Below are 20,913 nucleotides of genomic sequence, written 5' to 3' on the forward strand. Positions count from 1 at the left end.
CCCGTTTATGAACCTGCAACAGTTGGAATACATTGTAGCCGTTGACCAGCATCGGCACTTTGCACGGGCGGCAGATAGCTGCTACGTTACCCAGGCTACCCTCAGCATGATGATCCGGAAATTGGAAGATGAACTCGACGCAGTGATCTTCGACCGGAGCCGCCAACCTGTGGTGCCCACCGATGCCGGCCGCCGCATCATTGAACAGGCAAGGATTGTATTGAAGGAAGCCGCGCTGCTGCGACAGATCACCACGGAAGCTTCAGGTGAGCTGAGCGGACAGTTGCGCATCGGCATTATTCCCACGCTGGCGCCTTATATTTTGCCTTATTTTCTTTCTTCTTTTTTACAAAAATACAGTGGCGTACAGGTGCGCATCACCGAACTGAACACTGCCCAGATCACCGAGCAACTGGCGCAGGATAAACTGGACGTGGGCATACTGGCCACGCCGCTACCCAATGAAGGGTTGAAGACCGATCCGCTTTTTTACGAACGTTTTTTTGTGTTTACTTCAAAAGAAGAAAAAACGCTGCGTAAAAAATACGTAGCACCGCAGGACCTGGATACAGCCCGTATTTGGCTGCTACAGGAAGGCCACTGCCTGCGCAGCCAGATGATGAGTTTGTGCCACCTGAAACGCGACGCAGCCCTGCACAACCTGGAATACGAGGCTGGCTCGATTGAAAGCCTGTTGCAGATTGTAGAAATTAATAAAGGATTGACCATCGTGCCTGAACTGGCAACGGTCACCTTCGATGCAGAAAAGAAAAAACAGCTCAAAGCTTTTCGGCCACCCGTTCCCGTTAGGGAAATCAGCTTGGTTACCTACCGGCATTTTATTAAGAACCGGTTATTGGCGGCGCTTAAAGCTGAGATCATTGCAGGCGTGATGCCCATATTGGGCAATGCTGCAAAAGATCAAACGGTGATTGGGATTGAGTCGTAGGAGTGGAGGATCAAACTAAAATTTACAAATAGTTTTCTGTAGATGACTTTGTAAACTATTGTTGTTTACGAGCATAATTTCAAACCGCCTTCAAGGTAGCTTCTTGGAAAACTGGAGCTGTCATGCCGAACTTGTTTCGGCATCTCATCGATCTTCAGAGTTTTCCTATCGCGAATGAGATGCCGAAACAAGTTCGGCATGACAAACCCGAAGTTCGAAAGTGCAAACTGATAGCGTAGGTATAAAATATTAAATGCCGAATCATGTTCGGCATTTAATATCTCAGAAATAATCTTTTGCAGATAAGCTTTACCTCATCACGGTTTTGCCGCTTTTACCCCAAATGCCCGCAATGAATCATTGTTCACCGCAGCCAGCACCCATTTGCTGTTTCGGCTATTGATCACAGCCAAGTCTTTCACGTCGCCTTTGATCAGCAAACCAGATCGGGCCGGTTCCACCGCCGTAAAGCTTTTATCCTTATTGCCCGCCAGGTACAATCCATAGGATGCATCATAGCGGCCGGTCATTACCTCTGTCTGGTATTCGTTGCCGGCCAGCAACAGGTCTTTAATGCCATCGCCGTTGATGTCGGTACACACAATCGCATTTACCGGTGCAAACTGTGCTTGTTGGGGCAGTGCCCTTTTTTTAAATTGTCCGCCGCCCATATTTTCAAAAATCGATGACCTCGTTTCCTTGCACACCAACTTTTGTACCTTGTTTTCTTCCACGCCTTTAAATATATCAGCAGGCGTTGCCTCCACGTAATTGGCGTGGCGCAAGTATTTTTTTTTGATCATGGGTACCTGTTCGGCAAAGTGCCCACGGCTTACGTTAGGCCGTAGCGTGGTGCTTCCGTCGGCATCCTTGATGTGGTAAAAGAGCACCGGATCGATGCTGCCGTTGCGGTCGATATCAGCCGCCATCAGTTGCATGGGTTTTCTGGGTTCGGCGTGGTAAATGCAATTGGCACCGAGGTTGCCCGCAACAACATCCAGATCGCCATCGCCGTCCAGGTCGGTTACCGCCAACGACCGCCACATACCTTCGTTATCCTGCAGGCCCGTTAGGGCAGTGGCGTCTTTTAATGCGCCTTTTTCATTGCTAAAAAACAGCACGGGCATCCATTCGCCGGCCACTACCAGGTCGAGGGTGCCGTTGCCGTCATAATCGGCCCAGGCCGCGGCGGTGATCATCCCGGCGTTGCGCAGTTTCGGGCAAACTTTATCAGTCACGTCGGTAAACCTGCCGCCGTTGTTTTGCAAAATATAGCTGTTCGGCGCTACAGGGAATTGGCCCGATACACGGCCACCAATGAACAGGTCCTGGTCGCCATCGCCATCATAATCACCGGCAACCACAGTGCCCGCAATAGTTGTTACCGTCGCCGGAATGGCATCCGGCTGCGCTGTAAAATTGCCTTTGCCATCGTTGAAATAAAGGCGTGGCTTGTGAAACGGCGATCCATCGGGGTACATCGTTTCGCCGTTGGTGATGATGAGGTCGAGGTCGGCATCGCCGTCTGCGTCAAAAAGCAGGCAGTCGGCGTCTTCTTCCATTTTAATGCTATCGGTAAAATCGCGTGCCGAAAAACTGCCGTTGGCTTGCTGAAAAAACAATTGTCCCGAAGCGTTGTATGCTCCGCCAACAAAAAAGTCTTCCAAGCCGTCGCCGTTGATATCGCCGGTGGTGATGAATGGCCCAAGTCGGGAAAATTTTTGCGGCAGCAAACGCTGCTGGTCAAAATCATTGTGCTGGTTTTCGCGGTGCAGGTACCCAATATTCAATGCACTGTTAGCAGATGCAAAAATCGGCGTTGCTGTAGCTGTTCGTTTTTGAAACGGCACTGTTGCGTCGTTTTGATTAAGCGTGTATGTTGAATCGCCCTGAAGCTGGCGCAGCACCTGCATCCGGTCGTTCGGCCACACCACTACAACCGAATCGATTGTAGTTGCTTTGCCTAAGCCAAATAACAGGTCATTATCAACCGTAGAAAAATATCCTTTTACCGGGTTCTGCTCCTGCACCTGCATCTGCCCACCCGAATAAACATAAACAGTACTGCCCAGGCCGTGCAGGTTTTGTTTTGCACCGTTCAATCTTAGTTTAAGAAAATGATTATTCGCCGGTTTATAGTCGTTGGCTTTATTAAGCAAAACAAAGGCCTTGCTGTTGATGTTGTTCACCACCAGGTCGAGATCGCCGTCGTTATCCAAATCGGCATAAGCGGCACCGTTCGACATAGACTGTTCACCAATGCCGGCGGTTGATGACACATCCGAAAAAGTATAATCGCCTTTGTTTATAAACAGGTAATTGGGCAGCAGCACATGCTCCAGCGAAGCAAGTTTTTCGCGGATTGCTTTTTGCTTATCCGCCATCGATGAATTGGATGTATTCAATACTTCGCCACTGAATTCAAGAAAATCACCATTCACAAAATCACGGCCAATGCCGTTGGTGATGTGCATGTCCTTCCAGCTATCGTTGTTGAAATCCGCTACGAGCACACTCCAACTCCAATCGGTTGCAGCAATGCCGGCCATTTGCCCGATCTCGCTGAAAAAGGGCATTTGAATTCCATTTACCTGGTGTGTGCCGTTGTTTAGCTGCAGCATATTGCGTACAAACTGTGGATGATAACCCAGGTTCCGCTCTGCTTCGTAGCGGTTATAATTCATCAGCGAGTACGAAGTTTTTTTCCGTTCATTGGTTTCGGGGAGCATGTCCAGTGTAGTAATATCCGGGCGGCCGTCGTTGTTGATGTCGGCGGCATCCACACCCATGCTGGAGTAGCTGCTGTGTTGCAGCGCTTGTGCTATGCCGTTAGTAAAGGAGCCGTCGCCTTTATTTATCCACAGCACATCGTCCGAAACAAAGTCATTAGCCACATATATATCCGGCCAGTTGTCGCCGTTCACGTCGGTTACCACCACGCCCAAGCCCATGCCATCGTCTTTAATGTTGGCAGCAAGCGTTACATCAGTAAAAACCGGGTGGCCGGCACCGCTAGTATCGCCATCATTACGGTACAGGCGGTCGTTAGCAGCCGAGCGGCCCGTTGTATCTTTCCGGTACAGGGTATTTGCATTGGGCCCGTTCAGCATATAGTTGGCGAGGTACATATCCAGATCGCCGTCTTTATCATAATCAAAGAAAGTTGCCTGCGATGAATAGCTGCTGTCGGCAAGGCCGTAGGCCGCAGCTTGTTCCTTAAACGTTCCATCGGCCTGGTTGATGAATAAAAGATTGGCCGTGCGGTTAATCAAATTGGAGCCGTATGAACAAACATAGATATCGTCGTAACCATCGCTGTTGATGTCCACCACACTTACACCGGTTGCCCAGATATTGGTTTGCACACCGGCTTTTTCGGTCACGTCTTCAAACCGGTTATTGCCCTTGTTGAGGTACATGCGGCTCCTTACCTGGTTGCCGGTAAAATAAATGTCCTTTAGGCCATCGTTGTTAAAATCGCCAATGCCTACGCCGCCGCCCATGTAGCCAAACTCGTTGATGAACGATTTCGTCGAATCTGTTTCTTCAATAGTATTGGTAAAATGAATACCGGTTTGCGCTGCATCCAACGAGGTAAACATGGTTTGCTGTTCCTCATTTTCTGAACAGCCGGTAACCAGCATTTGAAAAAAGATGAAAAATGAACACAGCCGGATGGATGAAAGGAGTGGAGTAGTGGCGCTCATAAACTAGGTGTTGCTAAACGGGTAACCGGTAATGTTGTATGCTTAAAGAGGCTGTCTTGCAGGTAGCAAGCAGCCTCTTTAAAATTATGGAATAATGATGCTTATCGCAGCAATGGGTTGGCCGCAATTTCCGCAGCCGGAATCGGCAGGAGGTCCTGCTGGCCGGGGCGTGGATCAGGCATAATCGAAGGATAATATCCTTTTTTGCGCCAGCGCAAAATGTCGATGTTGTTCAGCGACTCAATGGCCAGTTCAACCATTCTTTCACGCATAACGGCGCGGATGGCTTGCTCTTTGTTGGCGGCCGTAACCGCTGGCATGTTCACACCCGGACGGCTACGCACCTGGTTGATGTAACCGGCAGCAGCGCCAAAGTTGCCCAGTTCTGCTTCGCATTCGGCCAGTAGCAGCAGCACATCGGCGTAGCGAATGAGGCGGTGATTGATGCCACCAGGGTGGAACCCGTTGTCATCCCAGTCATAAATGGAGTACTTGCGGAAAATTCTTTTCAACCGTACGCCATTGCGGGTGCTTTGGGCTACGTTCAAGTCGGCATCGGTAAGCTGGCGGCCCGGGCGGGTACCTTCAAATGTAAGGATGCGGTCACCCAGCTCGTAAATGGTGAATTTGTAACGTGGGTCGTTAGCTTCAAACTGGCTCAGGAGCAGGTTCGAAGGAATCACGTTACCCCAGGTCATACCGTAATCCTGGTTGCGTACAGTGCTCACCGGCTGCGAAATGCCTTCGCCATTATAACCCCAGTTAAAGTTGTTGTCACCTTTGTCGGTAAACGCCACTTCAAAAATGGATTCGGCGTTGAACTCATGACCATCGGCTACTTTGTTGCTGTTCGAAATTACATCGCCGTCGAAGTTGTGCAGGAACGGCACCAGCGAGTAGCGGCCTGAGTTCACCACTTTCAGGAATGCTTCTTTAGCGCCGGCATAATCGGCCTGCTGCAATTTGGCCTTGCCCATGATCGCATTGGCAGTGCCGCTGGTTACACGTCCGGGCTGTGCGGGAACAGCGGGCAGTTTTTGCGCAGCTTCCGTCAGGTCGGTGTAGATCAGGTTGTAGATATCGGCCACCGGCGATTTTCCCTTGTAATCGCTAGGCGAGTTGATGGGTTCAGTGTAAAGCGGCACTTCACCCCACTGCGATACCAGCTCGAAATAAGCCCAGGCACGCAGCAGTTTTGCTTCGCCCACCAGTTGGTCGCGCAGCGTTGTGTTGTCGGTTACGCCGGGTGCTTTCGAAATCACCAGGTTGGCGCGGTTGATCATTTGGTAGCAACCGTTCCATACGTTGCCCAAAACTGAGTTGGAAGGAGCGCCGTTGGTTTGCTCCAGCAGTTCGGCCCTGGGTGCTTCCAACTGCGGGCCGCCCGAGGCTGCCTCAGCGCCGCGCATATCGTGCAGGAAGAAGTATTCGCGGGCTACCATCGAGCCGGAGCGCAGGGTTGAGTAAATGGCGTTCACGCCGTTCTGCAGTTCAACTGCGTTGGTAAAATAGCTTTCTGTTGTAGGGTTGTTACCGTCAAGCACATCAAGCTTGTCCTCGCAGGCAAGTATGCCAGTTGCGAGGATCAGGCCTGTTGCCAAAATTTTATTGATCGATCGTTTCATAAAAAATCATTTGTTGTTCAACCAGTGTTGAAATTTATTGCCTTAGAAATTCACTTGCACACCAACCTGGTAGCTCTTGGGCTGCGGGTACACGGCAAAGTCGATACCGTTGGTGAGTGAAGAACCAGGTGTTCTGTTGCCCACCTCAGGATCGTAGCCCGAGTACTTGGTGAAGGTCAAAAGGTTCTGTGCCGAAACATACACCCGGAAATTGCTCACAACACCTTTGGTGATATTTTGCAAAGCAGCATTGGGAATGTTGTAGGCCAGAATCACGTTTTTCAGGCGCAGGTACGAACCATCTTCCAGGAAACGGGTTGAAGGCCGTGAGTTCTGGTTGGGATCGCTGGAAGCAGCACGTGGAATATCAGTGTTGGTATTGTTGGGCGTCCAAGCACGCAGTACCTGTGTACCGGCGTTGAAGAAGCGCACCATACCTTCTGTGATCACACGGGTTGCGTTGAAAATTTTGTTGCCTTGTACGCCCTGGAAAAATACCGACAGGTCGAAGTTGTGGTAGTTGGCGCCCAGGTTCACTGCGTAGGTATATTTCGGCAAAAAGCTACCCAGGAACTCGCGGTCGTTTACATCAATTACGCCGTCTTTGTTCAGGTCGCGGAATTTCAGGTCGCCAGGCGCTGTGCCGTCACGCTGCTTGGCGTGGGCCGAAACTTCAGCAGCATTTTGGAAAATGCCGTCCACCACATAGCCATAGAATGATTGAATGGCTTGTCCAACTTCTGTGCGGGTAATGTTTTCAGCACCAAAGTCGTTGTCGGCGCCGGCTTCAATGTTGGTAACACCATCGGCAAGACGGGTTACTTTGTTACGGATGGCAGCAAAGTTGGCGCTTGCATTCCAGCGGAAATCACCCACGCGGTCGTTATAACCCAGTTGTAATTCCACACCGCTGTTGGTCATGGCGCCTACGTTCTGAGATACAGAGCTGGTGATGAATCCAAGGGATGGCGGCAGGGGCACGCTCAGGATCAGGTTGTCGGTTTTACGATTGAAGTATTCGGCAGACAGGGTAAACTTGTTGTTTACCAGGCCCAGGTCCAAACCAACGTTCATTTGCTTTGTGGTTTCCCACTCCAGTTCGCGGTTGCCCAGGCGCTGGATGGAAGACGCCGGACCGGCGGTGAGGCTGTTGCCGAAAGGATAAATTGCGCTGTTAGCCGATACAGTTACCTGCCATGGCGTGTAACCAAGCACGGTTCCGTTCATACCCGTAATACCATAACCAGCCCTTACTTTCAACTCGGAAATCTTCGGCATGTTTTGCATGAAGTTTTCCTGGTCAATGCGCCAGCCGATTGAGGCCGACGGGAAGGTTGCCCATTTGTTACCCGGCGCCCATACCGACAAACCATCGCGGCGAATGGCTGCGCTAACAAGGTACTTGTTGCGGAAATTGTAGTTTACCCGACCCAATACCGACATCAGCATGTTTTCGTTGAACAAGGACTGAACAAACACGTTGCTGGCATTGTTCAGCGTTTTCAGGTCGTTGGAGGCCTGCTGGCCGCTGGTGTTTTCGTTACGCACCTTTTGACCCTGCTGCTCGTAAACAGCGATGGCGTTGATCTGGTGGTCGCCAAAGGTTTTGTCAAACGACAACTGCTCGGTAAACAGCAGTACCCGCGATGATGTGCGGTTGTTGGTAATGGTAGCCACCGTTGCACTGGAACCGTTGATCGTACCATTGTTGTTGAAAATAGGCGAGAAGCGGTAGTCCAGCGTGTTGGCATAATCGATACCAAAAGTGGAACGGAACTTCAGCCATGGGGCAAAAGCTACTTCCAGGTAAGCGGTACCGAGAATTTTAGCTGTGCTGCGGTTACCGGGGTTTTTCAGTGTGGCGTCTTCTACCGGGTTGGTGGGGTCACCGCCGTCAAGTACAGCGTTTACACCGCGGAAGCCGCCATTGGATGTTGGATCGTACACGGGCATGTGGGGCATATTGCGAATCACGTTCACGAGGTTGGAACGTGCCTGGCCTTCGTTGTTGTCGTAGGCCTGGTCGGCGGAGGCAGCATACAGGTTCTGACCGAATGTAAAGATCCGGCTGATGTTGTGCTCCGAGTTGATGCGGAAATTATAACGCCGGTAAGCAACAGTAGGAGCGGTGCCCTGCTGGTCCATAAAACCGGCCGAAGCATAAAAGCGGGAAATACCATTACCGCCACCAACGCCAATATTGTGCTGGGTCATGTTGCCTCTTTTGAAATAGGCATCCTGCCAGTCGGTATTGGTTTGGCCATAGGTTTGGCTGGCGCCGGGGTAAATGGGTTTGTCCACTTCCGGTGCCAACAGGCGGCCCGGCAGGCTGCCGCGGTAAGCCTGGGCATATTGCTTGAAACCTTCGGCATCTAGCAGGTCGAGGCGGCTGGTTACCTCTTGTACACCATAATAAGAATCAAGGCTCACCTGCACTTTGCCGTCCCTTCTGCCTTTTTTGGTGGTGATCATGATCACACCATTGGTGGCGCGGGAACCGTAGATAGCAGCAGCAGAAGCATCTTTCAATACGTCCACTGACTCAATGTCCCGGGTATCAATAGTGGAGAGGTCGCCGGTGGGGAAACCATCTACTACATACAGCGGATCGGAAGCGTAAGAAATAGAGCTGATACCGCGGATGCGTACAATCGGTTGGTTACCCGGGGCGCCGTTGTTGGTTACCTGCACGCCTGCCACGCGGCCCTGGAGGGCTTGGGAGATGTTGGGCACCGGCAGCTCGGCTACCGTTTTACCACTTACATTGGCAATGGCGCCGGTAACGTTGGCGCGGCGCTGGGTACCGTAACCTACCACCACCACCTGCTCCATTTGCGTGGCCATGCCTTCCATATTAATATTAATGGAAGTGCGGTTGTCGATGGCAATTTCCTGCGGGGCGTAACCCACAGCCGAGATCACCAGCGTTGCGGTGGGGGCCGCAGTGATGGTGAAATTTCCGTTGGCATCCGTTTGGGTACCCACGTTGGTACCTTTTACCTGTACCGAGGCGCCGGCTACAGCGGTGTCGCCAGCCATTACACGGCCCTGAACGGTACCCTGTGCAAAAACTAATTGGGAACTGAAAAGCATGAGGAACATAAGAAGGACGTTCCTTGCTTTTTGGTGCCTGGGCACCCGAAAAAGCGAATCGATCCAAAAGGGTAAGCAAGATCGCATAATCCTGTGGTTTTGTTTTGAGAAATAGAAGTGAGCGCTAAAAAGTTTATAGGTGTTCAAAAAGGAGTGTGGGTTTTTTAAACACTGTGGTTTGGTTGCATGGCAGCAAAATGTAAATCAGCAATCGTGTATCTAGTTGACCTTAAGCAAGCAAGCGAATGTATTTATTAGTTGACAAAATTTCCAAAGGTGTAAACATTCGTTCTATAAGCATCAACAAATGATGCATAATGCCCATTTATCAATGGCGTATAAGCATTTTCAGAATTGTTTACTTAAATGGATCAATGACGCTGCGCTGGCGACTGGAACTGCGGTCCATATGTTGCTGTTTAAACAACATATTTGGGCATCAGGCTTTGTGTAAGCCGTACACGCCACTTAATTTTTTGGCATTCGAGTCAATAGCAACAACAATCATTTTTTAGTGCTCAACAGGAAACGGGCAGGCGCAATCAATGAGGGTCTTTGGAATTGAGCAAAAGGCAATATAAATGTAGTGAATTAAAATCGACTTGTGCAATCGGTTGCATAATTTTTTTTCAATTATATCGAACTGGCTTTTAAAATGGATCAGTGCTGAGAAAAACAGTAATTCCCGGTAACGCACAACCGAAATTTTGGATTATCGGTAAAATGCTTTGCAAAATTGTTTTAAATAAATGGCTGTAAATCTTAAGAAAATTCACTGTTTTTATCTCATCAATAAACCCGCCCAATCAATTGGTGATCTACGATCATTTTCTTCAAAGCCTGTGGGTTGATGGTCGCTTGTTTTCGGTACACAATCTTTCCGCCCGGCTCCACCAAAATGGTGTACGGCAGTGCGCCGCCCCATTGCGGGTCGATGGCTTCGATGAGTTTGTATTTATCGTCTTGGTTGAAAATGTAGTTTTTGTTGGAAGCGCCTTTTTCTTTTAAAAACTTAAGGGCTTTGTCTCGCTTCTCGGGGCTGTCGGCCGAAACTGATATGAATTCAAAATCACGGCCGCGGTACATGCGGTTGATGGCCACAAAATCAGGAAACTCGATCACACAAGGTCCGCACCAGGTTGCCCATACATTAATAAGGCGCAGTTTGTCGCCCTTATTTTCCAAAAGTTCTTTTACGCCGGCTTCATCAATGCTTTCCAGCGCCACCGGTTCCTTCATCCATTGCTCCATGGCTTTTTTATTGCCTTCTTCTTTTTCAGCCCATTTTACGGAGCAGCCAAAAACCTTGGTGGCCGCCACCGGCACTGCCGAACCCTGCAGCAGTGCATCCAGTGCATTGCGGGCATCGTGGGTATTAGGCTTTTTGGCCGGGTTTTCTACGTCGTCGATGCGGCCCTGGTAGCGCAGCTTTCGGTCGGCATCAAAAATAAACACATGCGGCGTGGCCACCGGCCCATAGGCCAAGCTCATTGCCTGCGTATCGCCATCGTAGAGGTAGGGAAAATTGAAGCTTTTTTCCTTTGCCCTTATTTTCATTTCGGCGTAGGAATCGTTCAGGTCTGAATAGCCCAGCTCGTCCAACCGAACGGCTTTGGGATCGTTGGGTGAAATGGCAACTATTGCGACACCTTTTGCAGCATAATCTTTGGTTAGTTGAATCAGCCGGTCTTCGTATGCCTGTGCGGTAGGACAGTGGTTGCAGGTAAAAACCAGCGCCAGGATTTTCGCTCCTTTAAACGACTGCAGGGTGTAGGTTTTGCCGTCGGTTCCTTTCAGTGAAAACTGCGGTGCACTGCTGCCAATGGCCAGCGTCTTGGGTTGGTCGCCCGGCATTGAAAATGCAGCGAAGGTTGTGGACGCACAGAGCAGCAGCAACAAGAATTGTTTTCTGTTCATATGGCAACAATTAGCACGTTTAAGTTCGGGAATTTTTTACCAAAAAGACCAGTTCAAGAAACCGAAGGCAAAAAACGAACGTTCGAGCTTTTATATAAAATAAACGCAGCTAAAAAGTCTTCGGCTTTTCCGGTTCATAAAAAAAGCGGACGGACGCACTTCGTTGCGTGGTGCTTTTTAAAAACAATTTGTACCGGGCAAAACTTGTAGTTACAATCAGCAGGGCAGTATTAGGTGGAATCGATCCCAGATTTTCGGCTTTCATCACCACTTCCTGGATCTCTTTTGTCGGCTCCATCCGGATGTTGAGTGTCAGCGGCTTCAGGCCCAGCTTTTCGTGGCTCAATACGGTCTTGTTATTGACCAACACTGAAATGCTGTCGTCGTCAATTTCGCCGTTGTCATAAAAATCCAGCCTGATGTTGCCGGTGTCCACGCCAATTTCCTGTATCCCTTCAAACGCCGACTCTACTTGCCGGCTGAGGGTGATGTGGCCTGGCTGACAAGCGGCGCCAGTATTGAGCACCCGGCCGGTCCAGTCGCCGCTAAGGGTTTCGCCGTTATTGGGCGCATACCAAAGGTCATATGTTTTTACGCAGGGCGTGCAATCTTCCGGGATGTGAAAAGCAAGAATGGCCTGCTCGTGAACCGTGATGCTTTTGGTGCGGGGATGGTACACACCTTCAAAAGCCTTTTTTACATAGTTGCGGGTGTCGGAATAATGGTAGCAAACGCCGGTTACTTTTTCACCCACAATTTTAATCTGCAGTTCCAGGTGATACTCGGGGAAACATCCGCCCGGTGCCTGTGTCATGGTGCCTTTCCAGATGCCGCCCAATTCCTGCGCCTTGGGCACAACAAATAGCAACAGGGTGAGCAGCAGGAGTGGAGCATGTTTAAGCACCCGGGCAATCTAAATTTTTTCAGCTGGTTGGCGGTAAAAATTTTATGAGCGGTAGGGTGGAGTCGGAAGTCGGAAGTTTGGAGTCGGAAGTCGGAAGTCCGATGTCCAAAGACGCCGTTGCCGGTTGGTGTGCCCAAGTGTAGCAAAAATACCCATTTGATGATTTTGTTCTTGTAAAATGAACAAAGCGTGTAGACCAACCGGTACACGCTTTTTAATTATTTAGATAATATTAATCTACTTGAGCTGATCTCGTAAATCCGAAATCCAAAATCGTCAATCCGAAATTCCTAATCTCTTCCTTCATACCTAAACCGCACCATCGCATTTTTTTGCTCGGTGGATGTGATGCGCACCTGGTAGCGACGGTCACCGTCCTGCACCACCATCAACGAGGTGTTCGGAGGTATGCGGCCCAGGTTTTCGGCCACCAGCACCAGCACATGATCGGGGTTTTGCGGATCCATTTTTAAATTAATGGTCAGTGGCGCTGCAGTGAGGCGCTTTTGCGACAGCACTAATTTATTATCCAGGTAAACCGAAATGGTATCGTCGTCAATTTCGCCGTTGTCGTACAACCTAACGGTAATTTCCTGTTCCTTCACCGTTAGCGTTTGTACGAGGTCGTTAGTACGATTGCGGGTAGCAGGCGGCGGTGTAAACTTCGGAGCCGGTGGTGTGGCCACTTTGGGTTGTTCCTGTTTAGCCACCGGTGGCTGCACCGTGCGGCTAAAGGTATCGCGTTTAGGCGTAGGCGCTGGCTTGGGTTGGGTAGTTGGTTTCTTAGCTACTGGCGGCTTTGTTGCCGGCTTGGTCGTTGCCGGTTTTGTTGGCGTGGTAGTCTTTGGTTTAGCAGCAATATTCGGTTTGTCGATGGCCGGGTTGGTGCGTAAAAAAGGTTCTACATAAAAATCCGACGTTGTTACTTTTCGCAGGTACACGGTTCCGCCACCACAGCCTGCGCCTTTCACCGCGCCTTCTTCCTTGCTTGTTTTTTCGTACTTGCTGGTGTAGGTACCTTCCAAAAATTCTTCGTTGCCCGAGCGGCTGTATTCCAGAATACATTTCATGATACAGGCCACCGACGCTTCGGACATGCGCAGTTCCACCGTCTTTATTTCCTGCAGCACAAACTTTTTGGTAGCCGGGCTGTATGTGCCGGTAAGCGTGGCTTTTCCATAAAAAATAGTAGTAAGGTAAGAGTATGAAACACCCGTCACTGCCCGCTGCGGGTTTTGCTTGATCTGGATTTCAAACTTGTACTGGTCAAAACCTTCCGAAACAAAATAACCCCGCCAAATGCCGGAAAGGTTCTGTGCATGCAGGCTTCCGCCCGCCACTAAAAAGAAAAACAACAACAATCTTACGACACCAAACTTCATAACCGGGTGAAATTAGGGATTCAAAGATGAGCCGATTGGTGCAATGTGGCAAGGCTTTGTTAAATTCGCACCGCTATTATGCAACAAAACAACATGATTCAAATAACATTTCCGGATGGAGCCGTACGGCAATACGAAGCAGGCGTTACTGCTTTAGATGTGGCCAAGTCAATTTCGGAAGGATTGGCGCGAAAGGTTTTGGCAGCCGAGGTAAATGGCGAAGTGTGGGATGCCACGCGGCCCATTGAGCAGGATGCTGCACTCAAGCTGCTGACCTGGGATGATAAGGGCGGTCAAAATACATTTTGGCATTCGTCGGCGCACCTCATGGCCGAAGCCATCGAAGAACAATTTCCCGGGGTAAAATTCTGGGTGGGCCCGCCTGTTGAAAACGGGTTTTACTACGATGTGGACCTGGGCGGCAGGCAGATGCATGAAGATGACCTGAAGGCTATTGAAAAACGGATGAATGAGTTAGCGAAACAAAGCAACCCATACATCCGCAAGCCCATTGCCAAAGCCGAAGCCGTGGCTTATTTCGAAGAAAAAGGCGACGAGTACAAACTGGACCTGCTGCAAAACCTGCAGGATGGGGAGATCACTTTTTATACGCAGGGCGGTTTTACCGATCTGTGCCGCGGCCCGCATATTCCACATACGGGTTTTATCAAAGCCATCAAGCTTACCAATATTGCCGGTGCTTATTGGAAAGGCAATGAGCAAAACAAAATGCTGACCCGTATTTACGGTGTTACTTTCCCTGCACAAAAACAGCTCGACGAATACCTGCAAATGCTGGAGGAAGCAAAGAAACGCGACCACCGCAAGCTGGGCAAAGAGTTAAGCATCTTCACTTTTGATGATGACGTAGGCCAGGGCCTGCCGCTGTGGCTGCCCAATGGGACCATCATTATCGAGGAGCTGGAAAAGCTGGCAAAAGAAACTGAGCAGGATGCAGGCTACAAGCGTGTGGTAACACCGCATATTGCCAAGGAAAGCATGTACCTCACCAGCGGTCACCTGCCTTATTACCAGGATAGTATGTACCCGCCCATGGAACTGGACGGAACCAAATACTACCTGAAGGCAATGAACTGCCCGCACCACCACAAGATCTTTGCAGCCGAACCCAAAAGCTACAAAGACCTGCCGCTGCGCCTGGCCGAGTACGGAACCTGCTATAGGTACGAGCAAAGCGGTGAGCTGTTTGGCCTGATGCGGGTACGGTGCCTGCACATGAACGACGCGCATATCTATTGCACCAAGGAGCAGTTTGCACAGGAGTTTCGTGCGGTGAACGACATGTACCTGAAGTATTTTAAAATATTCGGTATTGAAAAATACGTGATGCGCCTGTCGCTGCACGAGCCTTCGAAACTGGGACAGAAATACATCGACGAGCCGGAGCTGTGGATTGAAACCGAAAACATGGTGCGGGAAGTGCTCAAAGAAACCGGGACCCCGTTTGTGGAAGTGCCGGACGAAGGCGCCTTCTACGGTCCGAAAATTGACGTACAAATATGGAGCGCCATTGGCCGCGAATTTACCCTGGCTACCAACCAGGTAGATTTTGCACAGGGCCGCCGCTTCAAGCTGGAATTTACCAACCACAATAACGAAGCAGAAACACCGCTGATCATTCACCGGGCACCTTTGGGTACCCACGAACGCTTCATTGGCTTTTTGCTGGAACATTTTGCCGGTAAATTCCCCGCATGGCTGGCGCCGCTGCAGGTGAAGATTTTGCCTATTTCCGACAAGTTCATGGATTATGCTAAATCACTGTTGGCCCAACTGAAAAAATGGGATATTCGTGCGGAAATTGATGAACGCAACGAAAAGATCGGTAAAAAGATCCGCGACACTGAGCTGATGAAAGTGCCGTACATGCTGGTGATTGGCGAAAAGGAACAGGCCGAAGGCAAAGTGGCCATCCGCCGCCAGGGCAAAGGCGATATGGGCACAGAAGATGCGGCGGTATTTATCGAAAATCTGAAAGCGGAAATTTCGGAACGCAGTAAACCTTGATATAAGGGAAAGTCGAAAGTAAAAAGCTGAAAAAAGACCGATCCTTTTTGTGACTTATTAGTTTTTACTTTTGACTTTCTTTATTTTCGGCAGAACAATAACAAAAAAAAGAACTGTTACCCATTCCGCTGGCTGCCGGCGGCGGCGCGGTAAACAAACATTATGGCATTACCTAACAGAGGCGTCAACAAAGGCGGGTTCCGCGGTCGGGGCCCTATCCGCAGAGAAGCGGAGCACCGCATTAACCACCACATCCGCGTACCACAGGTGCGCCTGGTGGGCGACAATGTAACCGTGGGTGTTTATCCCACACAAGAGGCCATGCGCATGGCGCAGGCACAGGAACTTGATCTGGTGGAGATCTCTCCACAGGCCGACCCTCCGGTGTGTAAGATCATCGACTACAACAAGTTTTTATACGATAAGAAGAAGAAGGAAAAGGAAATGAAGGCCAAAGCGAAAACTTCAGAAATGAAGGAAATCCGCTTTACGCCCAACACCGATGACCACGACTTCGACTTCAAGGCAAAGCACGCCGAAAGCTTTTTGAAAGAAGGCAACAAGGTAAAAGCATACGTGCAGTTTAAAGGCCGCGCCATCATGTTTAAAGACCGTGGCGAACTGTTGCTCCTGAAGTTTGCGGAGCGCCTGGCCGAATTTGGTACGCTGGAAAGCATGCCCAAACTGGAAGGCAAACGCATGTTGGCCATCTTTACTCCTAAGGCCAAGAAAAAGCCCGAAGGAAAAGAAAAGGCAGCGCCCCAGGCTTAAAGCAAATGATAGCTTATAATTTGTAGCAGCATTGCGTTGCTACAAGCTCAATAAAAAACCCGCAGTGTGTTTCATGCTGCGGGTTTTGTTGTTCTGTTTTAATTGGCTTTGCGCCATTGCCATGGCGGCGTTGGGTTAGGTCGCGACCATAATCCCAGTTTCTTGTTGCGGGCTTCCTGCTCCAGCTGGTCCCATTTCTTGTTTTTGTCAAATGCTTTATAGTGCCAGGCCAACCCGCTGCGGAGCATTTCTTCATTCAGGTTCAAGCCATCCTCGCGGTGGGCAATGCCTACTGTACGGCCGTACCGGTCGGTATCTTTAACTTCAATGGATATGGTGTGGCCCGTGGTCAGTTCCTGCATTTTGCTGCGCGAAACATTACCGAAATCCTGTGCCCGCTCCGGTGCATCAATGCCGTATAACCGCACTTTCAGTTGCTTGTTTCCCGCGACTAACAATGTAAACGTATCGCCATCGGCCAGCCGCACCACATGCCCCGATGTGGCGCTGGTTTGTACCTCCCGCTGGTCAGCGTTTTGACAACCCAACAGCAGCATCAGTGCGCCAAATACCCAACTCCATTTTTTGCTACCGGTAAACACCATGTTGTAAAATTAGGCATACCAATTCAGGTATTATTTAGTGGTCGTGGCTGATTCGCATTTTGTAAGTAAATCAATATTGCCGTACGCAATGAATCATTCATGTGTGTTTAACATTAGTTGCATTTAAGTCCAAAAAACGAGTCAACAAATAACCCATCGATATTGCTGAAAAGCAAAAAGCCGATTGTCTTTTTTGTGCTATTCTTGCGTACCTTAAATCCAAATCAGCCGTATGAGTCAGCAGGAGCAATTTGCAGCCGCCATCAATAAAGGATACCAGTTTTCGGGGCCAAAAATTTTATTGGGACAAGCCATGCTTGATGGTGTGCCGGAGGCCAACACGCCGGTGTATGTGCCGCTCAAAACCATGAACCGGCACGGGCTGATTGCTGGAGCGACGGGTACGGGTAAAACAAAAACATTGCAGGTCATTGCAGAAGGCCTTTCGGATGCATCCGTGCCGGTGTTGCTGCTCGATATCAAAGGCGACCTGAGCGGCATTGCTGCGCCGGGCGTTGCCGGCTCCAGAGCCGCAGAACGGGCCGCTGCATTGGGTATTAACTATACGCCACAAGCGTATCCTGTCGAATTGCTTACGCTAAGCAACAACAAACCCGGTGTTCGGTTGCGGGCCACCGTTAGTGAGTTTGGCCCGGTGTTGCTGTCCAAAATTTTAGGACTCAACGATACACAGGGCGGCATCGTGGCCCTCATATTTAAATACTGCGATGACAATAGTTTGCCACTGCTCGACCTGAAAGATTTTGTGCGGGTGCTGCAGTTTGCCAGCAGCGAAGGCAAGGAAGAACTGGAAAAGCAATACGGTAAAATTTCCACTACATCCACCGGCACCATTTTGCGCAAAGTGATTGAACTGCAGCAGCAGGGCGCCGACGCATTTTTTGGCGAACGAAGTTTTGATGTGGACGACCTGATGCGCATTGCCCCGGATGGCCGCGGCATTATTTCCATTTTGCGGGTAACCGAGTTGCAGGACCGGCCAAAAATGTTTTCCACGTTTATGCTGCAGTTGCTGGCCGAACTCTACGCTTCGGCACCGGAAGAAGGCGATATGGATCAACCCAAATTGATCTTGTTCATCGATGAAGCACACCTCATTTTTAATGAAGCATCCGAGGTGTTGCTTGACCAGATTGAAACGGTAATTAAATTAATCCGCTCCAAAGGCATCGGTATATTTTTCTGTACGCAAAATCCGATGGATATTCCGGCATCCGTACTGGGCCAGTTGGGCATGAAAGTGCAGCATGCACTGCGGGCTTTTACAGCAGCCGATCGCAAGGTGATCAAGCAGGCTGCAGAAAACTATCCCGAAACCAGTTTTTACAAAACCGACGAACTCCTGACACAGCTCGGTATTGGTGAAGCATTTGTAACGCTGCTCAATGAAAAAGGCATTCCCACGCCGCTGGTGCATACCATGCTGGTGCCGCCGCGCAGCCGCATGGATGTGCTCACCGATTTCGAAGTGACCCAGCAGGTACAGCAGTCAAAAATTGCTGCGAAATACAACGCTGAAGTAGATTCGGAAAGTGCCTATGAAATACTGAACCGCAAGTTGGAAGCGGCACAAAAACGTGCAGCGGAAATTGAGGAGCTGGAAGCTGCCGCAAAAGCAGAAAAAACAACTGCAAAGCGGGCACCAAAAGAAGAAAGTTGGATGGACAACCCGATGGTAAAAAGTGCAGGCCGCACCGCAGCCACCATGATCACCCGCACACTGCTGGGTGTATTGGGCTTTGGCGGCAGTCGTCGTAAAAAGGGCTTCTTTTGATGGGCGATGTGAAAAATATTTTTACAAGAAATAGATTGAATCATTTTCATTTTTAAATAAATGACTGCTGTTTGTTTGATCACCTCTTTTTGAATTTACCGGATGGATATTGAAGATCTGCGCAGCATTTGCCTGCAATTGCGCCACACCGAAGAATCGATCAAATGGGGCAACGATTTGGTGTTTACCATTGGCGCAAAAATGTATTGCATTGCCGGCATGGATCACCCGCTACAATTTTCTTTAAAAGTGCCGCCCGAAAATTTTGACGAATGGTGTGCCCGACCCGGCGTGCAGCCTGCGCCATACCTGGCCCGTGCAAGCTGGATTTTATTGCAGCAACCCCAAAACTTTTCACTAGATGAGATCAAAAAATTAGTTGCAGAAAGTTATCATCTGGTTGCTGCAAAACTCACTAAAAAGCAAAAAGCAGAATTGGGCATTTGATATCATTTGCTGCAAAATGAAGATTGTGCAACAGTTGCGCATGCTGCCAAAATACAGCACCTTTGCGCCTCACTATGGACGCAAAAACCAACAGCAAAGCGGCCCTGCGTTTTATCTTTTTTACCCTGCTTATTGATGTTACCGGCCTGGGCCTCATCATACCCGTCATTCCTAAACTGATTGAGGAACTTACCGGCGGCGATGTCAGCGCTTCGTCGCAATGGGGCGGCTGGCTTACGTTTGCGTACGCCATCATGCAGTTTATTTTTGCGCCGGTGCTGGGCAACCTGAGCGACAAATACGGCCGCAGGCCCATCCTGTTGGCTTCGCTGCTGGGTTTTGGTGTTGATTATCTTTTTGTGGCGTTTGCACCCACCATTGCATGGTTGTTTGTAGGCAGGCTGGTGGCGGGCATTACTGGTGCTTCCTTCACCACAGCATCCGTATACATTGCCGATATTAGCACGCCGCAAAACAGGGCGCAGAACTTTGGCCTCATCGGTGCTGCATTCGGGCTTGGTTTTATCATCGGGCCAGTGGTGGGCGGGCTGTTGGGTTCCTACGGTACACGGGTGCCGTTTTTGGTGGCTGCTGCGCTTTGTTTGCTCAATGCCCTTTATGGATTTTTTATTTTACCCGAGTCGCTGCCTAAAGACCAACGCCGGCCTTTTGAATGGCGCCGGGCCAACCCCTTGGGTTCGCTGATGCACCTGAAAAAATACCCAGGCATTAGTGGACTGATCGGTTCGCTTATTTTAATCTATATCGCGGGCCATGCCATTCAAAGCAACTGGACCTTTTTTACCATTGAAAAATTTGGCTGGACGGAACGCCTGATCGGCATTTCGCTGGGCGCTTTTGGTTTGCTCATTGCGCTGGTGCAAGGTGGGTTGATCCGCTTTGTGCAACCAAGGCTGGGCAACGACCGCAGCGTATTTGTGGGCCTGGCCATGTACACCATCGGGCTGGTATTGTTTGCTTTTGCTTCGCAAAGCTGGATGCTGTTTGCATTTATGGTGCCGTACTGTTTGGGTGGCATAGCAGGCCCGGCGCTTCAGGCTATTATTTCGGGGCATGTGCCGCCCAATGGACAGGGCGAGCTCAAGGTGCGCTTACTTCGCTGATCAGCGCTACATCCATCGTGGGACCGCCCATGATGACCAACCTGTTTGCATATTTTACTAAACCCGGGGCACCCATCCATTTTTCAGGTGCGCCTTTCTTATTTGCCGCCGTACTGATGTTGAGCAGTACACTGTTGGCTTATGCCTTTTTAAAAAGAAAGCCGATGGCAGCCTGAGTCGTTTTTGCAAATAAAAAAGCCACCCTGGAAAAGGCGGCTGGAAAACAGGTGTCTACAAAAGATGCACTAAGTAACACGGTAAACGTGAAGCGGCCGTTAAGCCTGCATTACCAAAACGTTACTTCCGCTACTTTTCATCGCCGGTTTCGTCAAATGCGGCGTCGGCGTTTTCGCCAAAGGGCTCTTCACTAAAACCGTCCGATGCAGTGCGGGTCAGGTTTTGATTATGTCCGTCTGTATCCGAGCTGCTGTACGTCGATGCGCCGGGTTGTTGCCCCGATTCTTCCCTGCGGTCCGGATCGTTGCGGCGGCCTTCATCTGCGGGCATGTTGCGGTGAAATTCTTGTTTCTCTTTGTCCATGATCATAGTTTAGGAAAATGCTTTAA

14 protein-coding genes are annotated in these 20,913 nt (G+C 49.9%); 6 read left to right on the forward strand and 8 right to left on the reverse strand.

Translation table 11 applies throughout. The features are described 5' to 3' along the window. Positions 1-7 precede the first annotated feature (7 nt). The gene (locus DRJ53_RS00685; RefSeq protein ID WP_114233664.1) at positions 8-949 is read left to right on the forward strand and encodes a LysR substrate-binding domain-containing protein; all 942 of its coding nucleotides are present in this window, start codon (positions 8-10) and stop codon (positions 947-949) included. Between the two features lie 317 nt (positions 950-1,266). Here DRJ53_RS00685 and DRJ53_RS00690 read toward each other — a convergent pair whose 3' ends face one another. The 6 genes from DRJ53_RS00690 to DRJ53_RS00715 all read right to left on the reverse strand — a co-directional run bounded on the left by DRJ53_RS00690 (position 1,267) and on the right by DRJ53_RS00715 (position 13,577). Next, entirely contained in the window at positions 1,267-4,656 is a 3,390-nt protein-coding gene (locus DRJ53_RS00690; protein WP_114233665.1) for a VCBS repeat-containing protein, read from the reverse strand. Between the two features lie 101 nt (positions 4,657-4,757). Beyond that, positions 4,758-6,281, reverse strand: coding sequence for a RagB/SusD family nutrient uptake outer membrane protein (locus DRJ53_RS00695; RefSeq protein WP_114233666.1), 1,524 nt, complete (start codon positions 6,279-6,281; stop codon positions 4,758-4,760). A 42-nt stretch (positions 6,282-6,323) separates the two neighbouring features. Continuing rightward, positions 6,324-9,383, reverse strand: coding sequence for a SusC/RagA family TonB-linked outer membrane protein (locus tag DRJ53_RS00700; RefSeq protein ID WP_206609699.1), 3,060 nt, complete (start codon positions 9,381-9,383; stop codon positions 6,324-6,326). Positions 9,384-10,163: 780 nt separating this feature from the next. Next, positions 10,164-11,291 (reverse strand): redoxin family protein, encoded by a 1,128-nt coding sequence (locus DRJ53_RS00705; protein WP_114233668.1) that lies wholly within the window; start codon positions 11,289-11,291, stop codon positions 10,164-10,166. Between the two features lie 109 nt (positions 11,292-11,400). Continuing rightward, positions 11,401-12,195, reverse strand: a complete 795-nt coding sequence (locus DRJ53_RS00710) for a hypothetical protein (protein WP_114233669.1) — start codon at positions 12,193-12,195, stop codon at positions 11,401-11,403. A gap of 290 nt (positions 12,196-12,485) precedes the next feature. Then, a complete protein-coding gene (locus DRJ53_RS00715) occupies positions 12,486-13,577 on the reverse strand; it encodes a hypothetical protein (protein WP_114233670.1) in 1,092 nt (363 codons plus the stop codon). A gap of 93 nt (positions 13,578-13,670) precedes the next feature. Between DRJ53_RS00715 and thrS the strand changes: the two genes are divergently transcribed. After that, entirely contained in the window at positions 13,671-15,605 is a 1,935-nt protein-coding gene (thrS, locus tag DRJ53_RS00720; RefSeq protein WP_114234397.1) for a threonine--tRNA ligase, read from the forward strand. Between the two features lie 162 nt (positions 15,606-15,767). Then, entirely contained in the window at positions 15,768-16,376 is a 609-nt protein-coding gene (infC, locus tag DRJ53_RS00725) for a translation initiation factor IF-3 (RefSeq protein WP_114233671.1), read from the forward strand. A 98-nt stretch (positions 16,377-16,474) separates the two neighbouring features. Here infC and DRJ53_RS00730 read toward each other — a convergent pair whose 3' ends face one another. Then, positions 16,475-16,981, reverse strand: a complete 507-nt coding sequence (locus DRJ53_RS00730) for a thermonuclease family protein (RefSeq protein ID WP_114233672.1) — start codon at positions 16,979-16,981, stop codon at positions 16,475-16,477. Positions 16,982-17,213: 232 nt separating this feature from the next. Between DRJ53_RS00730 and DRJ53_RS00735 the strand changes: the two genes are divergently transcribed. From DRJ53_RS00735 to DRJ53_RS00745, 3 genes are all read left to right on the forward strand, one after another. Further along, positions 17,214-18,776, forward strand: coding sequence for a helicase HerA-like domain-containing protein (locus tag DRJ53_RS00735; protein ID WP_114233673.1), 1,563 nt, complete (start codon positions 17,214-17,216; stop codon positions 18,774-18,776). Positions 18,777-18,878: 102 nt separating this feature from the next. Continuing rightward, positions 18,879-19,223, forward strand: coding sequence for an MmcQ/YjbR family DNA-binding protein (locus DRJ53_RS00740; RefSeq protein WP_114233674.1), 345 nt, complete (start codon positions 18,879-18,881; stop codon positions 19,221-19,223). Positions 19,224-19,285: 62 nt separating this feature from the next. Next, positions 19,286-20,347, forward strand: coding sequence for a TCR/Tet family MFS transporter (locus DRJ53_RS00745; protein WP_241558406.1), 1,062 nt, complete (start codon positions 19,286-19,288; stop codon positions 20,345-20,347). 306 nt (positions 20,348-20,653) lie between these two features. Here the strand turns inward: DRJ53_RS00745 and DRJ53_RS00750 are convergent, their stop codons facing one another. Further along, entirely contained in the window at positions 20,654-20,887 is a 234-nt protein-coding gene (locus tag DRJ53_RS00750; protein WP_123893270.1) for a hypothetical protein, read from the reverse strand. Between the last annotated feature and the right edge of the window lie 26 nt (positions 20,888-20,913).

Origin of the sequence: Paracnuella aquatica (assembly GCF_003332885.2) — a bacterium.
GTDB lineage: Bacteria > Bacteroidota > Bacteroidia > Chitinophagales > Chitinophagaceae > Flavisolibacter > Flavisolibacter aquaticus.

Coding starts and splice junctions, on each gene's coding strand:
- DRJ53_RS00685 (WP_114233664.1), top strand. CDS start 8: ATGAACCTGCAACAGTTGGAATACATTGTAGCCGTTGACCAGCATCGG.
- DRJ53_RS00690 (WP_114233665.1), bottom strand. CDS start 4,656: ATGAGCGCCACTACTCCACTCCTTTCATCCATCCGGCTGTGTTCATTT.
- DRJ53_RS00695 (WP_114233666.1), bottom strand. CDS start 6,281: ATGAAACGATCGATCAATAAAATTTTGGCAACAGGCCTGATCCTCGCA.
- DRJ53_RS00700 (WP_206609699.1), bottom strand. CDS start 9,383: ATGTTCCTCATGCTTTTCAGTTCCCAATTAGTTTTTGCACAGGGTACC.
- DRJ53_RS00705 (WP_114233668.1), bottom strand. CDS start 11,291: ATGAACAGAAAACAATTCTTGTTGCTGCTGCTCTGTGCGTCCACAACC.
- DRJ53_RS00715 (WP_114233670.1), bottom strand. CDS start 13,577: ATGAAGTTTGGTGTCGTAAGATTGTTGTTGTTTTTCTTTTTAGTGGCG.
- thrS (WP_114234397.1), top strand. CDS start 13,671: ATGATTCAAATAACATTTCCGGATGGAGCCGTACGGCAATACGAAGCA.
- infC (WP_114233671.1), top strand. CDS start 15,768: ATGGCATTACCTAACAGAGGCGTCAACAAAGGCGGGTTCCGCGGTCGG.
- DRJ53_RS00730 (WP_114233672.1), bottom strand. CDS start 16,981: ATGGTGTTTACCGGTAGCAAAAAATGGAGTTGGGTATTTGGCGCACTG.
- DRJ53_RS00735 (WP_114233673.1), top strand. CDS start 17,214: ATGAGTCAGCAGGAGCAATTTGCAGCCGCCATCAATAAAGGATACCAG.
- DRJ53_RS00740 (WP_114233674.1), top strand. CDS start 18,879: ATGGATATTGAAGATCTGCGCAGCATTTGCCTGCAATTGCGCCACACC.
- DRJ53_RS00750 (WP_123893270.1), bottom strand. CDS start 20,887: ATGGACAAAGAGAAACAAGAATTTCACCGCAACATGCCCGCAGATGAA.